The sequence below is a fragment of the Microcoleus sp. D3_18_C2 genome (genome assembly GCF_036702395.1).
Taxonomy (GTDB): Bacteria; Cyanobacteriota; Cyanobacteriia; order Cyanobacteriales; family Microcoleaceae; genus Microcoleus.
In genome coordinates, this window is sequence record NZ_JAUBTG010000068.1 from 1 (window position 1) to 21,121 (window position 21,121).

27 protein-coding genes are annotated in these 21,121 nt (G+C 45.2%); 15 read left to right on the forward strand and 12 right to left on the reverse strand.

Annotated features, from left to right (window positions below):
* The coding region (locus QUA88_RS25880) for an ISAs1 family transposase (RefSeq protein ID WP_333274549.1) at positions 1 to 843 on the forward strand (843 nt) is incomplete at its 5' end.
* A 253-nt stretch (positions 844 to 1,096) separates the two neighbouring features.
* Here QUA88_RS25880 and QUA88_RS25885 read toward each other — a convergent pair.
* The 6 genes from QUA88_RS25885 to QUA88_RS25905 form a co-directional block, all read right to left on the reverse strand.
* Positions 1,097 to 1,306, reverse strand: a complete 210-nt coding sequence (locus tag QUA88_RS25885; RefSeq protein ID WP_333058272.1) for a hypothetical protein — start codon at positions 1,304 to 1,306, stop codon at positions 1,097 to 1,099.
* A complete protein-coding gene (locus QUA88_RS25890; protein WP_333058271.1) occupies positions 1,303 to 1,647 on the reverse strand; it encodes a hypothetical protein in 345 nt (114 codons plus the stop codon). The genes QUA88_RS25885 and QUA88_RS25890 overlap by 4 nt, the downstream gene beginning before the upstream one ends.
* 178 nt (positions 1,648 to 1,825) lie before the next feature.
* Positions 1,826 to 1,969 carry a hypothetical protein gene (locus QUA88_RS29580; RefSeq protein WP_445243128.1) on the reverse strand — a complete coding sequence of 48 codons (144 nt, stop codon included), beginning with the start codon at positions 1,967 to 1,969 and terminating at the stop codon, positions 1,826 to 1,828.
* A 25-nt stretch (positions 1,970 to 1,994) separates the two neighbouring features.
* Positions 1,995 to 2,183 carry a type II toxin-antitoxin system PemK/MazF family toxin gene (locus QUA88_RS25895; RefSeq protein ID WP_333212237.1) on the reverse strand — a complete coding sequence of 63 codons (189 nt, stop codon included), beginning with the start codon at positions 2,181 to 2,183 and terminating at the stop codon, positions 1,995 to 1,997.
* On the reverse strand, positions 2,183 to 2,476 hold the full coding sequence (locus QUA88_RS25900) for a hypothetical protein (RefSeq protein WP_333212235.1): 294 nt from the start codon (positions 2,474 to 2,476) through the stop codon (positions 2,183 to 2,185). Before QUA88_RS25900 ends, QUA88_RS25895 begins: the two co-directional genes overlap by 1 nt.
* Before the next feature lie 35 nt (positions 2,477 to 2,511).
* Positions 2,512 to 2,643 carry a hypothetical protein gene (locus QUA88_RS25905; RefSeq protein ID WP_333212233.1) on the reverse strand — a complete coding sequence of 44 codons (132 nt, stop codon included), beginning with the start codon at positions 2,641 to 2,643 and terminating at the stop codon, positions 2,512 to 2,514.
* 4 nt (positions 2,644 to 2,647) lie between these two features.
* Here QUA88_RS25905 and QUA88_RS25910 point away from each other — a divergent pair, with 4 nt between their 5' ends.
* The 3 genes from QUA88_RS25910 to QUA88_RS25920 all read left to right on the forward strand — a co-directional run bounded on the left by QUA88_RS25910 (position 2,648) and on the right by QUA88_RS25920 (position 3,545).
* On the forward strand, positions 2,648 to 2,971 hold the full coding sequence (locus tag QUA88_RS25910; protein WP_333212231.1) for a hypothetical protein: 324 nt from the start codon (positions 2,648 to 2,650) through the stop codon (positions 2,969 to 2,971).
* Positions 2,958 to 3,278, forward strand: a complete 321-nt coding sequence (locus tag QUA88_RS25915) for a hypothetical protein (protein ID WP_333058267.1) — start codon at positions 2,958 to 2,960, stop codon at positions 3,276 to 3,278. Before QUA88_RS25910 ends, QUA88_RS25915 begins: the two co-directional genes overlap by 14 nt.
* A gap of 117 nt (positions 3,279 to 3,395) precedes the next feature.
* Positions 3,396 to 3,545 (forward strand): hypothetical protein, encoded by a 150-nt coding sequence (locus QUA88_RS25920; protein WP_333058266.1) that lies wholly within the window; start codon positions 3,396 to 3,398, stop codon positions 3,543 to 3,545.
* Positions 3,546 to 3,567: 22 nt separating this feature from the next.
* Here the strand turns inward: QUA88_RS25920 and ald are convergent, their stop codons facing one another.
* Complete coding sequence (ald, locus tag QUA88_RS25925) at positions 3,568 to 4,656, reverse strand: alanine dehydrogenase (protein WP_333058265.1); 1,089 nt, start codon at positions 4,654 to 4,656, stop codon at positions 3,568 to 3,570.
* 309 nt (positions 4,657 to 4,965) lie between these two features.
* On the opposite strand from ald, the gene QUA88_RS25930 reads away from it, so the two are divergent.
* The 4 genes from QUA88_RS25930 (at position 4,966) to QUA88_RS25945 (ending at position 9,364) form a co-directional block, all read left to right on the forward strand.
* On the forward strand, positions 4,966 to 6,504 hold the full coding sequence (locus QUA88_RS25930) for a DEAD/DEAH box helicase family protein (RefSeq protein ID WP_333212228.1): 1,539 nt from the start codon (positions 4,966 to 4,968) through the stop codon (positions 6,502 to 6,504).
* 267 nt (positions 6,505 to 6,771) lie between these two features.
* Positions 6,772 to 7,233, forward strand: a complete 462-nt coding sequence (locus tag QUA88_RS25935) for a DUF3598 family protein (RefSeq protein ID WP_333274555.1) — start codon at positions 6,772 to 6,774, stop codon at positions 7,231 to 7,233.
* 15 nt (positions 7,234 to 7,248) lie between these two features.
* A complete protein-coding gene (locus QUA88_RS25940) occupies positions 7,249 to 8,466 on the forward strand; it encodes a DUF790 family protein (protein ID WP_333212226.1) in 1,218 nt (405 codons plus the stop codon).
* A gap of 178 nt (positions 8,467 to 8,644) precedes the next feature.
* Positions 8,645 to 9,364: a DUF2786 domain-containing protein gene (locus tag QUA88_RS25945; RefSeq protein ID WP_333058261.1), complete on the forward strand. Its 720-nt coding sequence runs from the start codon at positions 8,645 to 8,647 to the stop codon at positions 9,362 to 9,364.
* 18 nt (positions 9,365 to 9,382) lie between these two features.
* Here the strand turns inward: QUA88_RS25945 and QUA88_RS25950 are convergent, their stop codons facing one another.
* The 3 genes from QUA88_RS25950 to QUA88_RS25960 form a co-directional block, all read right to left on the reverse strand.
* Positions 9,383 to 10,558 carry a HEAT repeat domain-containing protein gene (locus QUA88_RS25950; RefSeq protein ID WP_333058260.1) on the reverse strand — a complete coding sequence of 392 codons (1,176 nt, stop codon included), beginning with the start codon at positions 10,556 to 10,558 and terminating at the stop codon, positions 9,383 to 9,385.
* Between the two features lie 99 nt (positions 10,559 to 10,657).
* Positions 10,658 to 11,218: a Uma2 family endonuclease gene (locus QUA88_RS25955; protein ID WP_333212651.1), complete on the reverse strand. Its 561-nt coding sequence runs from the start codon at positions 11,216 to 11,218 to the stop codon at positions 10,658 to 10,660.
* 356 nt (positions 11,219 to 11,574) lie between these two features.
* A complete protein-coding gene (locus QUA88_RS25960; protein WP_333212649.1) occupies positions 11,575 to 12,291 on the reverse strand; it encodes a GUN4 N-terminal ARM-like repeat domain-containing protein in 717 nt (238 codons plus the stop codon).
* Here QUA88_RS25960 and QUA88_RS25965 point away from each other — a divergent pair.
* A complete protein-coding gene (locus QUA88_RS25965; RefSeq protein ID WP_333212647.1) occupies positions 12,290 to 12,487 on the forward strand; it encodes a hypothetical protein in 198 nt (65 codons plus the stop codon). The two genes, QUA88_RS25960 and QUA88_RS25965, sit on opposite strands and share 2 nt — an antisense overlap.
* 39 nt (positions 12,488 to 12,526) lie before the next feature.
* Here QUA88_RS25965 and QUA88_RS25970 read toward each other — a convergent pair whose 3' ends face one another.
* Together QUA88_RS25970 and QUA88_RS25975 are read right to left on the reverse strand one after the other, a co-directional pair.
* The gene (locus tag QUA88_RS25970) at positions 12,527 to 13,099 is read right to left on the reverse strand and encodes a hypothetical protein (protein ID WP_333058257.1); all 573 of its coding nucleotides are present in this window, start codon (positions 13,097 to 13,099) and stop codon (positions 12,527 to 12,529) included.
* A 276-nt stretch (positions 13,100 to 13,375) separates the two neighbouring features.
* The gene (locus QUA88_RS25975) at positions 13,376 to 13,585 is read right to left on the reverse strand and encodes a hypothetical protein (RefSeq protein WP_333058256.1); all 210 of its coding nucleotides are present in this window, start codon (positions 13,583 to 13,585) and stop codon (positions 13,376 to 13,378) included.
* A 1,076-nt stretch (positions 13,586 to 14,661) separates the two neighbouring features.
* Here QUA88_RS25975 and QUA88_RS25980 point away from each other — a divergent pair.
* From QUA88_RS25980 to aroF, 6 genes are all read left to right on the forward strand, one after another.
* Positions 14,662 to 17,298: an AAA-like domain-containing protein gene (locus tag QUA88_RS25980; protein WP_333058255.1), complete on the forward strand. Its 2,637-nt coding sequence runs from the start codon at positions 14,662 to 14,664 to the stop codon at positions 17,296 to 17,298.
* A 234-nt stretch (positions 17,299 to 17,532) separates the two neighbouring features.
* Entirely contained in the window at positions 17,533 to 17,781 is a 249-nt protein-coding gene (locus QUA88_RS25985; protein WP_333058254.1) for a type II toxin-antitoxin system RelN family antitoxin, read from the forward strand.
* A gap of 331 nt (positions 17,782 to 18,112) precedes the next feature.
* Positions 18,113 to 18,736 (forward strand): Holliday junction branch migration protein RuvA, encoded by a 624-nt coding sequence (gene ruvA / locus QUA88_RS25990; RefSeq protein WP_333058253.1) that lies wholly within the window; start codon positions 18,113 to 18,115, stop codon positions 18,734 to 18,736.
* A gap of 250 nt (positions 18,737 to 18,986) precedes the next feature.
* Entirely contained in the window at positions 18,987 to 19,256 is a 270-nt protein-coding gene (rpsO, locus tag QUA88_RS25995; protein ID WP_015174482.1) for a 30S ribosomal protein S15, read from the forward strand.
* 95 nt (positions 19,257 to 19,351) lie between these two features.
* Positions 19,352 to 19,825, forward strand: a complete 474-nt coding sequence (locus tag QUA88_RS26000; protein ID WP_333058252.1) for a PAM68 family protein — start codon at positions 19,352 to 19,354, stop codon at positions 19,823 to 19,825.
* A gap of 211 nt (positions 19,826 to 20,036) precedes the next feature.
* Positions 20,037 to 21,098 (forward strand): 3-deoxy-7-phosphoheptulonate synthase, encoded by a 1,062-nt coding sequence (aroF, locus tag QUA88_RS26005; protein WP_333274561.1) that lies wholly within the window; start codon positions 20,037 to 20,039, stop codon positions 21,096 to 21,098.
* Positions 21,099 to 21,121: the final 23 nt, after the last annotated feature.

The window sequence follows — 21,121 nt, forward strand, 5'->3', positions numbered from 1 at the left end:
AATAGTTCTTACCAAAATTTTGTGAGTCTAGTTTCTGCATACAGTCACGATCGCGGCTGGGTAGTCCGACATAAAGTTATGGAGAATCAGCAGCGAAGTGAAATCGAAGTTGTTGAAGAACTCGTGCAACAACTTGCGGGTTCTCAAGTAGTAATTACTGCCGATGCACTGCACATGCAAAAAAAAACTGTTCAGTTAATTATTGATGGAGGCAATGACTACATAATTACTATCAAAAAGAATCAATCCAGTCTGTTTAAACTGGCTCAAAAATTAGTCAAATCTGTGGGTGCGCTCGATTCAACTCAAACCTCAGAACGCTTGCACGGGCGCACCACAACTCGTTCTACTACAATTTATCCCGTATCAGCTCAGTTATTACCAGCGTGGGCGGGTGTCAAACGCATAATTGCCATAACAAGAACCGGCCGTAGGTGGGAAGGCAAAAAAAGTCGTCGTCGGTTAGTTTATTTCCACGAAACACATTATTATTTAAGTAGCAAGGATTGGTCGGCCAGCCAATTTGCGTCGGCAATTCGAGGACATTGGTTAATAGAGAATCGGCTGCATTGGGTTAAAGATGTGACGTTAAATGAGGATAACTGCATTCATCGAGGCGGTAATGCGCCTGCGAATTGGGCAATGGTCAGACAATTTTTAGTATCTCTAGCTCGGATGCTCGGTACAAATACACTTCCTGAAGCTTTGAGATTTATGGCCAATCAACTTGAATATGTTAGCGAATTACTTTTCGGTTTATCTCATCAAGACAAACCAATTAAATCTGGCGCGTGCTCGTCAGCAAATAGCCTAACCCCACTGGTTTACTCTTTTGACAATTAATCCACCCTGCCTAACCCCCCTTAAGAAGGGGGGGACAAGATGTTAATAGAAATTATAGGTGATGGGGCGATATTTAGGGAATAGTTTCAGAATTAGTTTATCTCAAACCATGTCTACTTGACAACTAGGGCGATCTTTTGGGGATAGGGAAAGGTCGATCGCTCTTTTGTTATGAGTCAAAAAGTGCGATCGATCTTGCTGTTTTCGTCAATATTTAAATTATAGGTTTTGGGGCGAGATTTAAGAAATAATTTCAGACATTGACTGAAAAATTAGCAGCCTCAGCATCGTTAATTGCCTGCCTCAACCGCACCAAACGCCTTTGTCTGCTGTCATTTTCCAACTGCATTGTAATGTCTTCTAATTCCAGAGTCGCTGCTTCCATTGCTAAACGACTGCGGCGCAAATTAGCCAATAATCTCTTGGCTGTTTCAGGATTGGGAATACGCGGTTGGCTAGTCATGGCAAATTCCACTCCGTTTTCACTTCTTGAATACTCCGTTCCATTGCCGGAATTTCGATTTGGATGCGTTCAATAGATTGGTTTACTAAGTTTAGCATATCAACCGAAATTGTGGGTTGAGACTCAGCTATGCGTAACTGAAAATTAGACAGCCGATTAAACCAGGGTGTAGCACGTTCAGCCACACTTTTCAGTTCATCCAGAAATGGTATCGTATCACTCGTTTCTCCAAAAAGTTCAAATAGAGTCAATTCTGCTGCTGTTGCTGCGTCAACAATATCTAGCAACTGGCGTTTCAAATTCCAGATAATTTCCGCAAGTTCGTTGAGGAATTTTGCCATACTTGCACGCTCCTCATAACTCGTCAATCATTGTAATTATAAACGATCGTGCAGTCCGCGTGCGAAGCTATCCCATAGGAAATCGCTTTTTGGGGATATGGAAAGGGATCTCGGTCTTGTGGATGGACAGGGGCGATCGCTCTTTGGGGCTGTGAGTGCGATCGCGCTTCAACTCATTCTATTCTTCTACATTCTCAAATTCATCCATTTGCAATGTATACTGCAATGCTACCTGTAATCTTGATACATAATCGGCTAAAAGAGTGCCCAATTTTTTGATTAATCGCTCTCTATCTACCGCTACTATTTGATAGCAAAGCACGACCGAATCTTGTGTTAAACCACCTTCACCAGTCGGTAAAATAATTGTCCCTGGTATTTGAGCATCGTCGCAGATTACTTGTTACCGGAATTACGACTACTGTTGTAGTAAAGCGGTCTAATGTATCTCGCTGTACAATAATGACTGGTCTAATTCCTGCTTGTTCTGACCCTCTAGAAGGATTCAAATCTGCCAAATAAATATCTCCTAGCATCAGATTTTATCCTGTTGCTGAAGTCGAGGCAGATAATCACTTAAGGCGACTTCTGCAAAAGCTAAATCCTCGGCGGCAAACTCAGCTTTTAGTATCGCAGCTTCTTCATCAGAAATGTCATCCCATTCTCGAAATAATTGTTTTTTATTAGCAGATTTTTGAAGTAGATATTGTTGAGTAGCTTGCTGTTTGTCAGCCAGATATTTCCAGATTACGCGCTCGAGTTCCTGTAACTCTAAAACTTCCAGCATTTCAAGCTGATTAACAATTTGTTTGAGGATTGCCTGTGACATAGGTTTTCACTTTTTGCGCTTGCCTAGTTTGTCTATTATACAACTATTCGCGTCCAGTGGGTTAGCGATCGCTCTTTTGTCATGGAAAGCTCGATCGCTTTTCTCGATCGAGGAATCTCGCTTTTTGCTTCGAGGAGGGGCGATCGTTTTTCTAAGGAATGGAGCAAATTTATGGTAGAGAAACGGGTCAAAGCCTGTGTCCCTAGAGCGTCAAAATATGATAAACTTAGTAAAAGCACTCGCCTTCAAGATATCCAAGCCATGAAGCTTATTTCTTTATCAGCACATTTTGATGGGCAATCTATTCAGCTAGATGAACCCTATAAGCTTGAACCAAACATAAAACTCATTATCACAGTCCTCCCGGAACAATTAGCAGAACGCGAAGCCGGGTTGTGGTTGTCAAGGCATCAACTAAACAAAGCCTACAATCAGAACGACGATTACCCGCTCAATGCAATTAAAACACCAAATCCTGACTATGCAGGAAGCTGATGTTGTTCTCACCCCAATTCCTCAAGCTGACGGGAAAATTAAGAATCGTCCAGTCATCCTTCTGAGGGAACTACCTCCTTATGGAGATTTTTTAGTTTGTGGTGTTAGCACCCAACTACATCAACAGGTTCCAGATTTTGTCGATATTATTTCCCCTTCAGACCCAGACTTTGCTCCCAGTGGTTTACGGTCTCAATCGTTAATTCGGTTAGGTTTCCTTGCTGTATTGCCTCGCAATCAAATTATCGGTTCTATTGGAGCTATTTCATCGCAAGCGACATCAACGCTTACTAAAAACTCTGAGTGATTATCTTGTGAATTAGGGAGAAGGTCGATCGCTCTTTTTGGCATAAAAAGGTCGATCGCCCTTTACTCCTTTTTCTCAATCGAGGGCTGCATCAGCAACTAGCGCAACGACTGAATTATGCTGCCTAATATTTTATCTGATGACCTCGATCGCATCGAGCAAGCCATTCAACTCTCCTCACTCAAAGTCTCCCTTCTTAAGGGGATGCGAGGGGGATCGAGACTGTTGCTCCTACCCGCACCAAAATACAATTTAGATGCGGGATAGCTTACTTAAAAAAAATGGGAATCTAATCAGCCAAATCTGCGAAAACCTCGCGCACGGCCGGATGCACCAATCGGTGATTCTGCACGTTCAATCCCTTCGCCAAACTCGGATTCATTTCCAAAGCTTTAATCCCGTTATTTGCCAACTGCAAAACATAAGGCAAAGTGCTGTTATTCAAAGCTTGAGTCGCAGTCCAAGGCACGGCACCGGGCATATTCGGCACGCCGTAATGCACAACTCCTTCCTCAACATAAGTAGGATTTGTGTGAGAAGTTACCCGCAAAGTTTCCACGCAGCCGCCTTGGTCAACGGCTACGTCAACAATCACAGAACCGGGGTGCATCTTCGCAACAAATTCGCGAGAAACTAGCACCGGAGCTTTTTTCCCCGGAACCAAAACCGCACCGATTAACAAATCAGTATCGGGAACAACTGCTTCAATTTGCAAAGGACTGCTGTAGAGGTATTCTACTCTGGAACCGAACAGAGTTTCCAAGTAGGCTAGGCGATCGACATTTACGTCTAATATCTGTACTCTGGCGCCCATTCCTACAGCAATTCTGGCTGCTTCTGTGCCGACAATGCCGCCGCCCAAAATCACAACTTTACCCGGTCTTACCCCCGGTACGCCACCCAAAAGTATGCCCCTGCCGCCTTGCTGTCGTTCCAGAAATCGAGCACCGAACTGCACGGCCAAACGCCCTGCAATAATGCTCATCGGCGTCAGCAGCGGCAACTTTCTGTCCGGGAGTTCGACGGTTTCGTAGGCGATGGCCTGGACTCCGCTGCTAATTAAATGCTGGGTTAATGTGCGATCGGCCGCCAAGTGCAAATATGTAAACAGCAACTGCTCTTTTTGTATCAGCGGATACTCAGCAGGCAGCGGTTCTTTAACTTTAACAATTAGTTCGCGCTTCCAGACATCGGAAGCCTTTAAGACAATCTTAGCCCCTGCTTGAACGTAGTCCTCGTCTGCGAAACCGGCCCCAGCACCAGCATTTGTTTCCACAAAAACTGTGTGGCCTTTGTCCGAACAAGCCCGGACACTTGTGGGGCTGAGCCCGACTCGAAACTCTAAATCCTTGATTTCCTTGGGGACGCCTATTTCCATCTATAACCTCTAATCTCAGGCATACATAGATCGAATCTAACTTAAAAACCATTCCCAGCGGGCCAATACTCTTGTAGATTTTAGATTTGGCAATCCGGCTGGGGTAGGATAATTTGTGTTGGATTTTCCGCCAGATCGATCGCAATTTCCTCAATTTAGACTTGAATTACATAATTTTTTGATTGATAGATCGACCGCAGATGTAGGGCTGATTAACACAGAGTAACGCAGATAATTTCAAGAAGAGTCAATATATTTGATCTGTCACTTATAATTTAACAGGCATAACTCGCCCCCCTATCTAAACAAATGCCACGCACACCTACCTTAACATTCGATCGCGGAACTCTCTTGCTACACCCGCCGCCCAAAGGCAGAGACTGGGTGGACTTTGCCACTTGGGACGATCGCGTGGAAAAATACCGCATTCGAGCAATTCACTACCGCCCGCTGGTAGAATGCCTCCAAGCCGAGTGCATTCACTTCACGGACGAAGCTAGGGCATACGAACTACTCGAACTCGTACCCAGCGTGGAAATGCAGCCTTACCCACATCAAGAACAGGCCCTCGTAGCTTGGCAAGAAGCAGGAAGCCAAGGAGTAGTCGTCCTTCCCACCGCTTCCGGCAAAACTTATCTGGCACAATTAGCCATGCAAGTCACTGGTCGCAGTACATTAATTGTAGTACCAACTCTCGATTTAATGCACCAGTGGTATGCTAATTTAAAGGCAGCTTTTCCCGACATCGAAATCGGATTGTTGGGCGGAGGTTCGCGGGACAAAACGCCAATTTTAGTCGCAACCTACGACAGTGCAAGTATTCATGCAGAAACCTTGGGCAATAAATACGGTTTGCTGGTTTTTGACGAATGCCACCATTTGCCAACAGACTTTTATCGAGTAATTTCCGAATATGCGATCGCGCCTTTTCGACTCGGACTGACAGCCACACCCGATCGCACCGACGGCCGCCACAGCGATTTGCATTTCCTGATCGGCCCGACAGTATTTAGCAAAAGACCCGAAGATTTGGCAGGCGATGCTTTAGCCGACCATAAAATAGTTCAAATCATGGTAAAACTGTCAAAAGAAGAGGGATCTCGCTACGCCGAATTAATCAACATTCGCAACGACTTCTTAAAACAGTCTAACATCAAAATATCCAGCCTCGAAGGTTGGAAACAGTTTATCATGGCAAGCGCGCGATCGCCCCTGGGAAGGCGCGCCATGCTAGCCCACCGCCAAGCCAAAGAAATCGCCCTTTGTACCGAAGGCAAACTGCGAATTTTAGCCAACATACTAGCAGAACACTCTCCCCAGCGCACCCTAATTTTCACCGGAGACAACGCCACAGTTTACCGAATTTCCCAAGAATTTCTCATCCCCACAATTACCCACCAAACCCCAGTCAAAGAACGCCACGAAATCCTCGATCGCTTTCGCAGCGGCGAATACAAAACCCTCGTCGCCTCCCACGTTCTCAACGAAGGAGTGGACGTTCCCGACGCCCGAATTGCTATCATATTGTCAGGCACCGGCAGCGAACGCGAATACATTCAGCGATTGGGTCGAGTTCTCCGCAAAAGCAGCGATGTAAATAAGTTAGCAATTCTCTACGAAGTCGTCACCGAAGACACCAGCGAAGAAAGAACTTCTCAACGCCGCCGAGGAGGAATGCAGCCTCATAAACCGAAACCACAAACACAAGTAGAACCGCCCAAGCCAGAATATCAGAAATTAGAAATTGTCAAACCGACACCCATTTACGGAGTCAACCGGGAGGCGACTAAAAAAGCAGCAGAATCACCAGCAAAATGGGGAGAAGACAATGATGAAATTCCCTGGTAGCAAGCTTAAATAACTTAGTTGTGGGATGGGAAGTCTTAGCGAAAGGATGGTTATATAATTAAAGCACTCCTAGGTCTATTTAAAATCTCAAATCTCAAATATCAAATATCAAATCTCAAATCGATTTAAGGAGTTAACGGGGATGTGACTAAAAAAGCAGCCGAATCACCCGCAAAATGGGGAAAATACAATGATGATTCCCCGGAAAATTGAAAATTGCCCAATTAGTGTATAATCTCACTATTAACTAAGTCACCTTACATAAAAATGAGCGAAACTGCACAACTAACTAACTTTAAAATTTTCCCCAAACATACAGGAGTTTGGGAGGGAGACTGGACAATACTCGATGCCGACTGCAAAGAAACCAGGCGTTTTACAGCAGTTGTTACCCAGAAAATAGTTGATAACGAGTGGAGGCAAACTAACCTTCAAACTTATGCCAATGGTCAGAGTGAAACCCAAAAGTTTGTGGGTTATGTTGTCGGCGAAGGACAAGTGCAAATTGAAGGTCTGGACTCGGTTTTTCCCAACTACAATACACTAGCGACAGAAGTTGGAGATGATTTGATAATTTTTCAAGTATGGGACAAAGCAACTGGCTTTATGAGGGCTGTTGAAACCATCCATCTTGTCAGTTCCGATCGGCGAATTCGGACTACCCAAAGCTTGACAGAAGAGGGAAAACTTAGGGGAGTTATGGTGATTGTTGAACAAAGAATTGAGTAAAAGTTTTTACTGCGTATGTTACCAACTGATTTATTAAGTCACCGCCAAAACGGAGAATCAATCATCCCTCTCCGCCTCAAGATAGATGCTAAAAACTTAGAAGCTGCAACGGAAATGATCGACTGCTTCCAAGAGTCGATCGGCAAAACCCAAGGCGAACTCGACGGACGCTTGCTAGAATTAGAAGGCGACAGCCCCGATTATCGGCTGAAACGGGGATTAGCGCACCTGCTGAAAGGCGGTTTCTGCACCTTGGAAGTCATCAGTCCCCTAGAACCCTCAGAGTTGAGACAGCGGGTTTTTGCCTTGTCCGCGCGATCGACTCCCAGCCCTCAATCCACCCAATTAACCCTGGAAAAAGTAGCAAGTGAACTCAGCCAAGAGTTAAACAGAGAAGTTTTTCCTCACGAAATCACTACAGGTTTATACGCCGATTTAAACGAAAACAAAATCCTCACTGAGTTTAATGCACCAACACCCGAAAACTTGCTTCACAAATACAATCTTTCTCAAGTTCAAGGCATATTTTACCGAGCAAGTCAAGTCCAATTAACCGCCCACCGCAACGATCCAGGAGAATACAAACTCTTATTTCGCTATCTGAAACTATTTCAATTAATGACTTACATCGAAGGCGATGCCGACCACGGTTTTACACTGACAATAGACGGCCCTACAAGCTTATTCAAACCCAGCACCCGCTACGGCTTAGCCCTGGCGAAAATGCTGCCCGCACTGCTGCACGTCACCAAATGGAGTATGCACTCCACACTGCACACAAAAGATCCTTTTAGTGGCGTTTTGAAAACAGGTAAATTTACCCTAAATTCCGACTGCGGTTTAGTCAGCCACTATCCCCCTGGCAAGCCTTATGATAGTATGTTAGAAGCAGCATTTGCTGAAAGATGGAATTCCACAAAAACCGAGTGGCAACTAGAGCGAGAAGTAGATTTAATTCCGATTCCAGGTAGTGTGATGATTCCCGACTTTCGGTTAGTGCATCCCGACGGGCGAGTATTTTTATTAGAAATAGTTGGCTATTGGCGGCCGGAGTATTTGCAAAAGAAATTTGCACAAGTACAGAAGTCTGAATGCGATAACTTAATTTTAGCTATTTCCGAACGGCTGAATTTAGAAAAAGCCGGAGTGAATGTAAATGAAGTGCCAGCAAAAGTAGTCTGGTTTAAAGATAAATTGTTGCCCAAATCAGTCCTGGAAGTCCTCGAAGAGTAACCAATCCGCGCATCAGTTGCAAACATCTTTCTTTCTTTCTCTCTCTCTGCGCCCTCTGCGCCCTCTGCGGTTCAAAAAAATCCTCCTCAAAAAACCTCCCACATTCCCAGCTATACTAAAATAGGAATTCACCCAAATCCTTGCCACCGCATACTCTCACCCTAAAACCGATAGAAAAATGGCAGACACAAGTATTGTCGAAAGAATCAAAAAGCTGTTAGCCCTCGCCACCTCATCAAATGAAAACGAATCCACTGCGGCAGCCGAAAAAGCTTCCCTGTTACTGGCACAGTACAATCTCAGTCTCGCCGATTTAGGGCCAAATCACCAAGAAGAGATTGACGAAGACTCAGTTGAAACAACATCCAAATTTGTCACTTGGAAAATGATGCTGCTTTCGGGAATTGCCGACGCTAACGGTTGCACTGCCATGCGAAACACTTATAATGGCAGTATGTTTTTGGTGGGAACTTCTACCAACCTGATTGTTTGCAAACATCTGTACGAGTATTTGAGCTCTGCGATTGAAAAAAGGGCTAAATACCGCAAAGGAAATGGCAGAGGGTTGGCGTATCTGAATGCTTTTCGGGTTGGATGCGCGACGAGGTTGAGACAAAGATTGTTGGAACAAAAACAGGAGATGGAAAACTCAGGGATTCCGGGTTCCGGGGATGCGGCGGCGACTCCAGCGATTGTAGTGCGATCGATGTTTGAGAAAAATCAACTGGCGATCGCGGATTATCTAGAGGGCCGAGGGGTTAAAATTAGAACGAGAACAGATTCTCAAGTCAGTAGCGCGGCGGGTTTTAATTCGGGGTATGAAGTGGGCGACAAAATTAGTTTGCACAAGCAAGTGCAGCCGCAAGGGGATCTGAAACAACTTAATGAATGTCTTTGAGTTTATGTATAGTTAGCATTAAAAGGGAATTTGTTCGTCAAGCTCAGGAAATTTTGCAGCCAGTTTATCCCAGGCTTCATTTGCCGCTTGTTTTACCCTATAATCACTATCTCGCAAAGCATCAATTAGGGAGTCTACTGCTCTTAAATCCCCTATTTCACCTAACGCCCAAACTGCCATCTGTCGAACTTCATCCTGGTTATCTTGCAAAGCTTCAATGAGAGAGTAAGTTGCTCGTTTATCTTTGATCTGACCCAGAGCCTTTGCTGCACTGACTTTAGTTGCGTAATCCCAATTATTATGACAATCGTCTTTGAGAGTGGCAATTAGAACAGGCACAGCTCTAGCATCACCTAAATCTCCCAAAATTCTGGCTACCTCTTCTTTGGGATCGTAATAGAGAAATGGATCGTTATTCTGCTGGTTCAATCGCTCTGCATTCTGATGATTGAGTAATTGCAACCCTTGGATTAGAGGCTCCACAGTTCTTGGATCTTTAAATTCGATTAGGTCGTTGGAGAAATATGTAAAAAACCGACCACACAAAGAGCCTTGCTGAATAGCTTGTAGAGCAAATTCTATAATCTGAGAATTATATTTACGCCAAATTTGATATTCTTTTTCAGGGTGGCGAGAAATATAATCCCCTATGAAGTAAGTTCCTGCTTCATAACATTCTGCGATGGTTAGCATCATACTGGTTAAACTTGTATACTTTTCAAGTAAAGTTAACTCTCCTTCTTCAAGTCGCTGAAAAATTATCGGACAAAAATTTAGTATGTTATTAATTAAAACGCACCCCTTATCTTCCCATAAAATGTGATAAAAAATATTTAAATACTTAAAACTTTCCCAATAAGGCTTAATTATATCTACATCGGCTATGTTATCTGTTTGGATAGTTTGATGTGTGAAGATATCCTGGCCAAGCTCTGCAACGATTTCTTGTAGAGGTCTAAAAGTCCAACTATGAAATATCCAAGCTGTTTCCTTCCACTCATCTCCTTCTACTGCACCATTTCTCCACTGATAGAGTTCATAGAGTTCAGGAGAAAATTGGATTGGTAAATCTCTTACTAAGTTATCTATCTCATCTTTTGATAAGCCAGGGTATAGATACTCAATCAACCAGGGCTCGTGTCGCTCTATCCAGCTTAAGATTCGCTTTAAGGCGTCGGTTAATTCTGAAGTCATAACTTTCTTTCAAATGGAACCCACCGCCGCTCCTTCAAAGTTTTCCCGTTGTCACGCACCCTACGACTGATATCTTGCACAGAGTACGATCGCCCTCAATCAATCAATCAACTCCGCCTCTTCAAAAATCTGTCTAATCGTCAACTCCAAACCAGGCAGCAACTCATCCAAAATTAGTGTATTATCCGTATAAACTTGACTAGAACCATCGGTCAAAAAACTTTTAATTAAAATAGCCTCTGGATCTATCACCCAAACTCGCGGAACGCCCGCCGCCAAATAATCTTTCGCCTTCTCTTCAAATTCCTTCATACTTTGATCGGGCGATATAATCTCAATCACCAGTTCAGGAATTGCGGGACAAGCTTCATTTCGCCGCCAACTTTTCGGCAGACGTTCATAAGAAATGTACATTAAATCGGGAACAGGTGCCCAATCTTTATCCTGACGTTTTAACAAAATTGCCCATTCTGGAAGCACTCGCCCGCGTCCTTTACACCATACACGAATCAGGCGACACAAAGTAAACTGTAAAGTCGAATGAAAATATTTTGGAGACACTTTGGGGACTGCTTCACCATCTACAAACTCACAATATATATCTCCGTCGGGCAAAGCTAGAAATTCTGCTAAAGTGAGTTTGGTTCCGATGCCTACCATGACTCCCAGCCCTCTCGCTAATTAACTCCTATCATGTCCGATCGCTCACCCATAATACATTGGCCGGGGCGGGTTTGTGAGATTGTCCGTTTTTGGCAAATATTATTGGTGAACCCGCCCCTACGGAATCAGGGTAATCGACCAGACATGATATCAAATATCAATTATACAAAATTTCCCAACATTCCTAGAAGTACGATCGCCCTTCTCCCTCTACGCCAAAAGTGGAACAGGCATCCCGCCTGTGAATTTCTGTGAATTTCTGCGCCTCAGAAATCAAAATCCCAATTCCCCAAAAACCATAGCGGGGCCGGCTATCCAGCCCGCCCCGCATTCTCCAAAAGCCCCAAAACCATTCACTTCAACCAAGCAGGATGAGCCATCAAAGCTGCAAACGGCTGCACTCCCCGCAACTGATTCGACAGCGGCAAATGACCCCTAGGCGCGCTCAAATCCCAAATAAACTCTTGCGGGTATCGCGTCCAATTATTCCCCTTCTTCCAGCCAATTAGCGGCCACAATTTATCCCAATTCTTGCCCGAACTCAGCCAAATTTCCCGCTGCACCGAAAAGCCGAATTTGCCTTCGGAATGAACTTTCCACAGCGTATTAATTGTTTGCAAATCCGTTACCGGCAAGCTCTCAACTTGCGTAAAATACAGCCACTTTCTCACAGAAGCTGTTTCACCAGCCAATTCACAAAGCTTGTCTAAAGTCAAGCGATCGGCTTCTTGAAATTCCTGTAACGCCAATAATTGTTGCAGCGGAGTGTAATCAATGTTAGAGTCCGATCGCAGCGGCACAACCCCAGTCGGAAAATTCGCTTGCAAAAACTCCGTCGCTCTCGGAGAATTAGCACTGTAAAGAATTTGGTAAGCCTTACCCATTACCGCAGTCGGTGCCTCTGACTTGCGCTCTAATAAAAATTCCATCAATACATCCCAACCGGAATCTGCTATTTGTTGTTGCAGCAGTTGCAGTTGAGCTTTTTCCGAACCCGACCTCAACTGAGAGCGGAGTTCGGCTGTATCGGCCGCCGAGTCTAGAGGAGAAGTAGAAATCGAGTCAGTCATGAGAAACTATCAGCTATCAGCTATCAGCTATCAGCTATTAGCTGAAGCCCTGGTTTTCCCCCATTGTACAATGGTACTGACTCCGATTCACTTCTCTGTACTCGGATGCCTGCGCGCCACACCGCCTGGTTTAGCCGATCGCCCGATCGCACACTTTTCGCCAATGTCAGCAATCGCAAATAAGTCTACCATCTGAAATTTACGATCGATGCCATACCAAAGAGTTTTTTTGAACCTAGTCGTCCACGATTGAAACCCATGCAGGGAAGGAAGGCGGAAAAAAGTTTATGTCATATTCCGAGTCTTCCCACTCTTTGACCCAAAGCGGCACGGCGCCTGGGCTAGGAGTTGCAGAAAAGGTGCGTTCTTTGACTTCGATCGAGTGAAATAGCTGTTTTAAAGTATCTCCCCGATCCAAAGCTTCGCTGAGGATGTCGTCCAAGTCAGGATCGACCCGTTTGACACGGTTTTTGTCCTCCTCCAGCCACAGCAGTTTCAAAGACTTCAGATCCCTCGGACTGAGGATGCTCTTGTAGTACACGCGCTTAAGGGTTGCTACGGGCTCCAATGAACGTTCTATCCGGCGAATTTGCTGAACTCGCAGGTAGTGCCATTCCGCTAAACGCTTGCTTTCCGAAGGCGGGAGAGTACCCTTGCCCGCTGCGTGTTTGTAGTCGTATTTAATCAAGCTGCAAGCCATATTGGCTAGCAGGTGAATCAACTGTTTTTCTTTGGGTGTCGCCTGACGCCGTTCCTGGGTTCTTGTCAATACGCGCTGTCTGCGGGTAGTTTCGAGAGTATTTTCCATTGGGTTTTTACGAGATGAAATACGATTGTGCCAGATCCAAATCCCGAACATCAGAAGGTAAGGAAGTTGATAGGCGGGGAAACTCCACCAACAGACTCGCCTTACCTGTTTATTTTCCCATCCACCGTTCTCTGAAACTGATTACCACCCCTGGGATTAGGTAGACTGATCTTGGGATCGAGTTTTAACTACCTCGATCAGAGGCGGTTGGGACAACAAGCACCACAACTACAACCACAACCGCATCAGAGCGAACCACACTCCGGGCGCCAATTATTATTTCCTGCCTTTACCCGTTTTTACCTCTTCTTGGTCCCCATCCTCATTCGTTCCAGTGTAGTTAAAGTCAGGACGACTCTCCCAAGCCGTCAAACTACTGGCTGATGAAGGTTGTGTGGCGATCGCTGAAGCGCTGGCGCTGCCTGCCTGGAAAAAGCCGAAGCCAGCCGAGGCAATTACCCCTAATACTAAGATGCTGTTTTTCATGTTCGATGACCCTGATTTGCGTAGATTGACACTTTTTGGCTCACCCGATCTGTCAGAAATGGGTTGATGCAATAGCCCACTTGTCTTCTGATAAATCTGCCTGCCATAATCAATTCAGACAGGCACACCCGCTTGCGATCGGAAACGCCAGAAGTGACGTGTTACTAATGTCCACGATCATCCACCAACCCGAATCTTTTGGGTAGTGGAGCGAAAGCCATCAGGGCGTCGATCCATCAGGGAGTTATGCCATCAGGGTGCTAATCCATCGGGTAGTTAAGCCATCAGGGCGCATCTTCTACAATTAGCCACAGACTTAACTTTTAGAGTTGAGCGAGTGGTTAGCCAGTTTCTGACCACGCCTTTAAGAATTAAACTTTTTGTGGAGGCATCCTGAAAAGTTTGTTCTTAGGAATCCCCGAACGCGAAAGCCCGGGGAAAGTCAGCAGCATGGAATTCCATGCAATCTAAGTCAACTAAAAAAACGCAGATTAACGATATCTCCCACTCAAGCAGTCCTCAGCCAAACGCTGGGGTTTTTTATTGGCAGCCATTGCTCTGTCTTTTCCTCCAGCATTCGGCAAGCGCAACTGAAGGCAGAAGGTTGACGGCGCTGTGGTTATGAGTTTCCCTGCCAACATCATACCACCGGGTTAATTTTAAAGTATTATTGTAAAAAAAATGTGAAAAAAACGGCGTTTTAGCGTTTTCAATCCGATCGAGTCAAAATTCATCAATTATGTGAACGAGTGTAAAAAATCAAGTGGCGGGGTACAATTGCGCCGATCATAGGATTTGGGGCGAACGCTTGCAAAGATACGGTAAAGATTGACGAGAAGAAAGCTGACCTAGTAGACAATAGAGAAAGAAGAACAAAAAATTTTCCACCATAGTAAGGCCGATAAAAAAAAAACAATCCAAATGCAACAGGCAAACTCCAAACCCTTATTGAATAAGTCATTGCCCAATCTAAAATCTAAAATCTAAAATCTAAAATGGTATCAGCGGGCCATAACTCCAATTTGTAACCTTTCGATCGCACAGCATAGGGGCGTAAAATCTTGATGAATTCCCAGATGACAGCATCCGTCAACTCAACGTACCAATATCAAGTTGGAGGCTATTTGCCTGCCGGTGCGCCCACCTATGTCAGGCGATCGGCAGACAGCGAGCTCTACGAAGGACTCAAAGCCGGAGACTTCTGCTACGTGTTGAGTTCGCCACAAATGGGAAAGTCCAGCCTGCTAGTGCAAACGGCCAAAAGGTTGCAAGCCGAAGGTACAGTTTTTGCCGCCATCAACTTGAGAAGCATCAGCAGCCCAGATATCTCCCCCCAAAAGTGGTATGGCGGAATCATGTACCGCATGGCAAGCAGTTTACACATCACAAACAGGTTTGATGCCATCAAGTGGTGGAACGATCGCGAACTGCTGCCGCCGGTGCAGCGATTGGAGATATTTATCGAAAAAGTTTTGCTCAAGTCACTTCAGCAAAATCTGGTAATTTTTCTAGATGACATTGACAGCATCAGCCGCCTAAATTTTAGTACCAAGGATTTTTTTGCTTTGATCCGGGCTTGTTACTCCAAGCGGGCAGAGCAACCGGAATACGATCGCCTGACTTTTGCTGTTATGGGAGTAGCAGCCCCCTCAGAATTGATCCGAGATCCAAGATGCAACCCTTTTAATGTTGGACGGCAAATTCATTTAAGTCGATTCCAACTGCAGGAAAGTTTGCCGCTAGCAAAAGGATTAGCCCTGAAAGCTTTTCGCCCCCAAAAAGTCCTCCAAGAAATATTAGCTTGGACGGGCGGGCAACCGTTTCTAACTCAAAAAGTTTGCCACTTGGTACTTGAATACGGGCCTTTTATTGGCAGAAATTCGGAAGCTCAGCAGGTTGAAAAACTGGTCAAACACAGAATTATTAAAAATTGGGAAGAAGAAGACGAACCCCAACATTTGATACCTATACGCGATCGCATTTTCCATAACCACTGCGACCTCACGCGGCTGTTAACGCTGTACCAGCAAGCTTTGCAACCGCCCAAGGCAACAAAACCGGGAGAATCCCAGGGAGTACCAGCAGATTACTCTCCCGAAAAACTCGAATTGCAACTGTCAGGACTGGTTGTTAAATTTGAGGGTAAATTAATAGTTTCCAACCTAATTTATCAGTCAGTTTTTAATCAGTTCTGGGTGGAAAAAGAGCTGGGAAAATTGGCTCCTTACCGCTTGGCCCTAGCAGCATGGCTGGCTTCAGACCGCGAAGATGAATCACTGTTATTGACAGGGGAAAGTTTGCAGTCAGCTTTGGATTGGGCGGAGGACAAACAATTAAGCCAAGAACACTATTGGTTCTTGAATCCCGATCGAACTTTTGGGGAAAAACCCACAGTCGTTGTCGCACAAGTTGCAGACAGCAGCATAGACACAGATGCAGACAGCCCCATCCTCACCCCGCCCTCAGATAGTATTCCAACTGGCAGCAACGAACAGAGATTGTACGATCACATCGTCTCCTGCGTGGAAACAGAATCCCCCGCACAGGTGATCGAGCGGTTCCGAAAGCTATTTATCGACGGCATGGGCTATCCCGATCGAGAGATTGAAGCAACTTTGTATAGTATAGTCTCCGTCAAGCGATCGGATCAGGACTTTAAATATCTGCTCCACCGCTGCTGCTACATCCCCATCAACCGCTGGCAATTGCAATCACAAAATCAGTTCGCGATCGCCAAGTTGGTATCTTTATTTAAGCAGACTTCTCCCCGATTCGGGATGGAATTTTACATAGTCAAGCGCTTACAAGAACAAATAAAATTTTTTAATAAAAGTGAAGAATTCCAGACTATAGAGCGCTTAGTAAAAGCCTTAGATAGAGATGCGGAACAGCAGCAACAAGATACAGATTTTCCTTTGGGCGAATTGATATGTCGGTATCCTTATTTGTACGGCTATTCTCTACTGAGCAAGGACAGCATTGAGGAAGACCAACAAACCATCCAAAAACTGGCATTTCAAAGACAGCGACAATTTGAAACACATTTGTCTAAATATTTGAATTATATGGTTGAGCCGAGAAATACAGAAATAGGAATTGTACAGCGAGCGGCTAATCCCACACTTTTGAACGATGCAGAACTGCACTTAGCGGTCAGGGAATTTGCCGGAAAAGTAGCAGGCGATCGCAGCTACAAAGAAGCGGCTCAATTTTTCCTGAGAGATTCCAGAAAAACTCCATCTTACGCCTCATTTAAAGTGGATTTATATGAATATTTAATATCGTCGGTAGAACCAGAATACGGGGGGCGTCAATTTAATGACCGTTTGTACAAACAAATCAAAAATACATTGCGAGAAAATGACTCGGTGAAATTCAATAATCCATTGTTAGTTCGTACTTGCCACCAGTTGTTCAACTTCTTAGTAGTGGAAAATTCTCAACATCCCAGCCACTACGTTTTTTACGATTTGGTGTACAACCTCGGCGCCAGCAGGACAATGGGTTTACTCATGAAACTTGTACTGCTTTCGGGCAAAGTCAAACCTGAGTTGGAAAAGCGATTTTCTATTTTGTTTAATCACTATGAAGGTAAAGCTTCTAATGAAATTATGTGGTTTGTCAAATCCTTGGAAAATTTCAATGTGGCTTTGGTTGTGAATTTTGGTAAGACGGATTTGTCTTTGGTTAAACAGCAGCTTATTTTGGCTTAAGAATAACAAAATCGCTCGAACAGGGTTATATAATAGTATTAATTAAAAAAAATCCAGGACCAACAAATGAAAGCCTTTGAAGTCACAGGAACGATCGACGAAAAAGGTCAATCGATTTTAGATTTTAGATTTTAGATTTTAGATTTTAGCATTGACTTGCGCGAGATAAATACGTTCGGCAAGTTTCATCGGATACAGGTTGTTTATTTCACCGGTCCTGAGTCTGCTTTCGGAATGAATCCGGGGGCTTGTATCCTGGATGCTTTCGGTCAATTATTGCTCGATCGACCTTTAACCGCAGAAACTCCCGGCCGCGTGCGAATCATCGTTCTTCTTCCCGAACCTACAGATGAAGCTGAAGACGACCCCGACGATACTCCAGTTGCAGAAGTAAAAGCTAGTCTCAAAAGGGCATTCCAGGAAGCTAAAACCCGACAGCGAATACCTCTTTCTCAAATGTGGGAGGGCATCGATCGATTTTAGATTTTAGATTTTAGATTTTAGATTTTAGATTTTAGATTTTAGATTTTAGACGATCACACGCTCAATCAAGTTCAATAGCCGTCGATCGTACTTTTGTTAACCATTTACTCAAAATCCGATCAAACTCACATCTTGCACTATTCTCAAGGACGGGCAAGATGCCCGTTCCACAAAAAGTAGATTTTCTTGTGGAACAGGCCGGAAAGCCTGTTCCTAAAAGGCTAATTGAGAATGGTGCAAGATGTCAGATCGAACAGATATCAGCCTCAACGAAATCCGCAGCATCATCGCAGAGTTTGACGAAAACGAATAGCGGTGTATTATTAATTCTATGATTAGCTATCTCAAAGGCACAGTAGCCGATATCGCCAAAGGCAGCAACCGCGTCATATTGACTCTCGAAGTCAATCACATCGGCTATGAAATCCAAATTTTGCCCCGCGTGACCGGTCAATTGCCAGCATCCGGCGAAGTCGCCCAAATTTTTACCCACCAGCAAGTTAAGGAAGACCAAATCGTATTGTACGGTTTTGGCAGCGCGGCAGAACGCGATTTGTTTCGGCAGTTGACGAGTGTCAGCGGTGTGGGTGCTCAACTGGCGATCGCACTTCTTGATACTTTAGGATTGCAAGATTTAGTCCAGGCGATCGTCGGCGGTAACACCCGCATCCTCGCCAAAACACCGGGCGTCGGTACAAAAACCGCAGAACGTCTCGCCCTGGAACTCAAAAGCAAACTCTCGGAATGGAGACAGCAAGCAGGTTTGACAACTTCAGTCGCCGCCGGAGTCCCCCCAGCTATTCAAGAAGAAGTCGAGATGATCCTGCTGGCGATGGGATACACTGCGGCTGAAGTCTTGCAAGCGCTGCAAACCCTCAGTCAAGACAGCACTTTGTCCACCAAAGGTGATGCGGATGATTGGATACGTGAGGCGATCGCCTATTTGAGCCGATAATCGCCTACAATGATAATCCCCTACAATATCTAGCCGCCGGGAATAAAAACCCTGGACGGGCGGGACGCCCATCCCACAATTTTTTTTCCTGTGGGATGGGCGTCCCGCCCGTCCTAAGTATGTTTGCAATTCAAGTCTATTCTGCTCAAAAAACAAACCCATCCTTAGCAAAAATTTTATCGTTATTATGCTTCCCCTGTGATAACATAGGAGATTGTGACAATCGTACAAAAAAAACTAAAATCAATTCATGGCTCTTACACAACAGCGCAAACAAGAAATCATGGGCGACTTCCAAACCCATGAAACCGATACCGGTTCAGCAGATGTCCAAGTCGCCATGCTGACCGATCGCATCACCAAACTCAGCGCCCACCTGAAAATCAACCAAAAAGACTTCGCCTCCCGGCGCGGTTTGATGATGATGATCAGCCGCCGCAAGCGCCTGCTGGCATACATCCAAAAGCAAAATGCCGATCGCTACAAAGCATTGATTGCCCGTCTAGGCATTCGCGGCTAAACACCAAAGCCAAAATTTGCGACAATATTCTTTAATCTTGGACAAACACCAAGACTTATTGAAAAATGTTCGAGATTTCAGGTCAGAGATAAAATATGTCCTCCGAACCACCCCGCAAGCGCTTGCCCTTTGAACCGGCAACAAATCGTAAAAAAACGCCTAAAAAGCCCCCAGAACCCCAAGCAAGCATAGCCTTAGAGTCGGATTCTGCCGACAAGCAGCCGAAAGCTAACAAAACCGGAAAACAGGCGCAATCCATCCCAGAAGTAGTCAGCCAACGCATGATATCTCGCATAGCGGTATTCTGCGGCATACCGACAATCCTGGGAATTTCCACATTTTTTGTCAGCTATTTGATAGTCAGCAAAGGCTTGTTTGATTTGCCCAACACAGCAGTATTGCTGGTAAGCATGGGCTGTTTTGGTCTAGGCGTTCTGGGATTAAGCTACGGAGTCCTCTCAGCTTCCTGGGATGAAGAAGTTTCAGGAAGCACTCTGGGGTGGGAAGAATTTAATACCAATTTTGGACGGATGCGAGAAGCGTGGCGCGCCGCGAAGCCAAAAAGTTAGTCATTAGTTATTAGTTATTAGTCATTAGTCATTAGCTAACAACTAAAATGTTAACCATCTAGAATTTGTTTTTGGGGAGGGAACAAGAACCCGCCCCACAACAATGCTAATAATACTGATATAAATAGATTCTCGATCGCCATTGCATCTATTTTCTCAGTGCATCAGAGTCATCATCCGTTTCTAGCCCAACTAAACAGGCAAAAAAAATATGATTATAGTAATGAAAGCCGGCACTCCAGAAGCCGAGATCGATCGCATCGACGAAGAGCTCCGCACTAGCTGGGGTTTGATACCAGAAAAAATCGTCGGCCGTTACAAAACCGTGATGGGTTTGGTGGGCGACACAGTTGAGCTCGAACCGATGCAACTGCGCGAAATGAGCACCTGGATTGAAGAAGTTCTGCGCGTGGAAAAACCCTACAAACGCGCTTCTCTGGAATATCGCCAAGGAGAACCCAGCGAAGTAACGGTTGCTACTCCTTTAGGAACTGTAACGATCGGCTTGCATCACCCGATCGCGATCGTAGCAGGCCCTTGCTCAGTCGAAAACGAAGAAATGATTGTCGAAACGGCAATGCGCGTCAAAGCTGCTGGAGCTCATTTTCTCCGTGGTGGCGCGTACAAACCGAGAACTTCCCCCTATGCTTTCCAAGGCCACGGCGAGAGTGCTTTGGGATTGCTAGCGGCGGCGCGGGAAGCTAGCGGTTTGGGAATTATCACAGAAGTTATGGATGCGGCGGACTTAAATGCGATCGTAGAAGTAGCCGATGTCATCCAAGTCGGGGCGAGAAATATGCAGAATTTCTCACTGTTGAAGAAAGTCGGAGCTCAAGACAAACCAGTTTTGCTGAAGCGCGGCATCTCCGCCACCATTGAAGAATGGTTGATGGCTGCTGAGTATATCATGGCTTCTGGGAATCCGAACGTGATTTTGTGCGAGCGCGGAATTCGCGGGTATGACAGGCAATATACACGCAATACCCTCGATTTGTCGGCAGTACCAGTATTGCGGACTCTGACTCACTTACCGATTATGGTTGACCCCAGTCACGGCACCGGTTGGGCGCAGTTTGTACCCTCGATGGCCTTTGCTTCGATCGCCTCTGGTACAGATTCGCTGATGATTGAAGTGCACCCGAATCCGAAAAAAGCTTTGTCTGACGGGCCGCAATCTTTAACACCGGATCAGTTCGACAAGTTGATGGAAGAATTGGCGGTGATTGGTAAAGTCATGGGACGTTGGCCGCAGCCTGTGCCAGTTTTGGCATAGTTGGCATAGAAACACCAGTAATA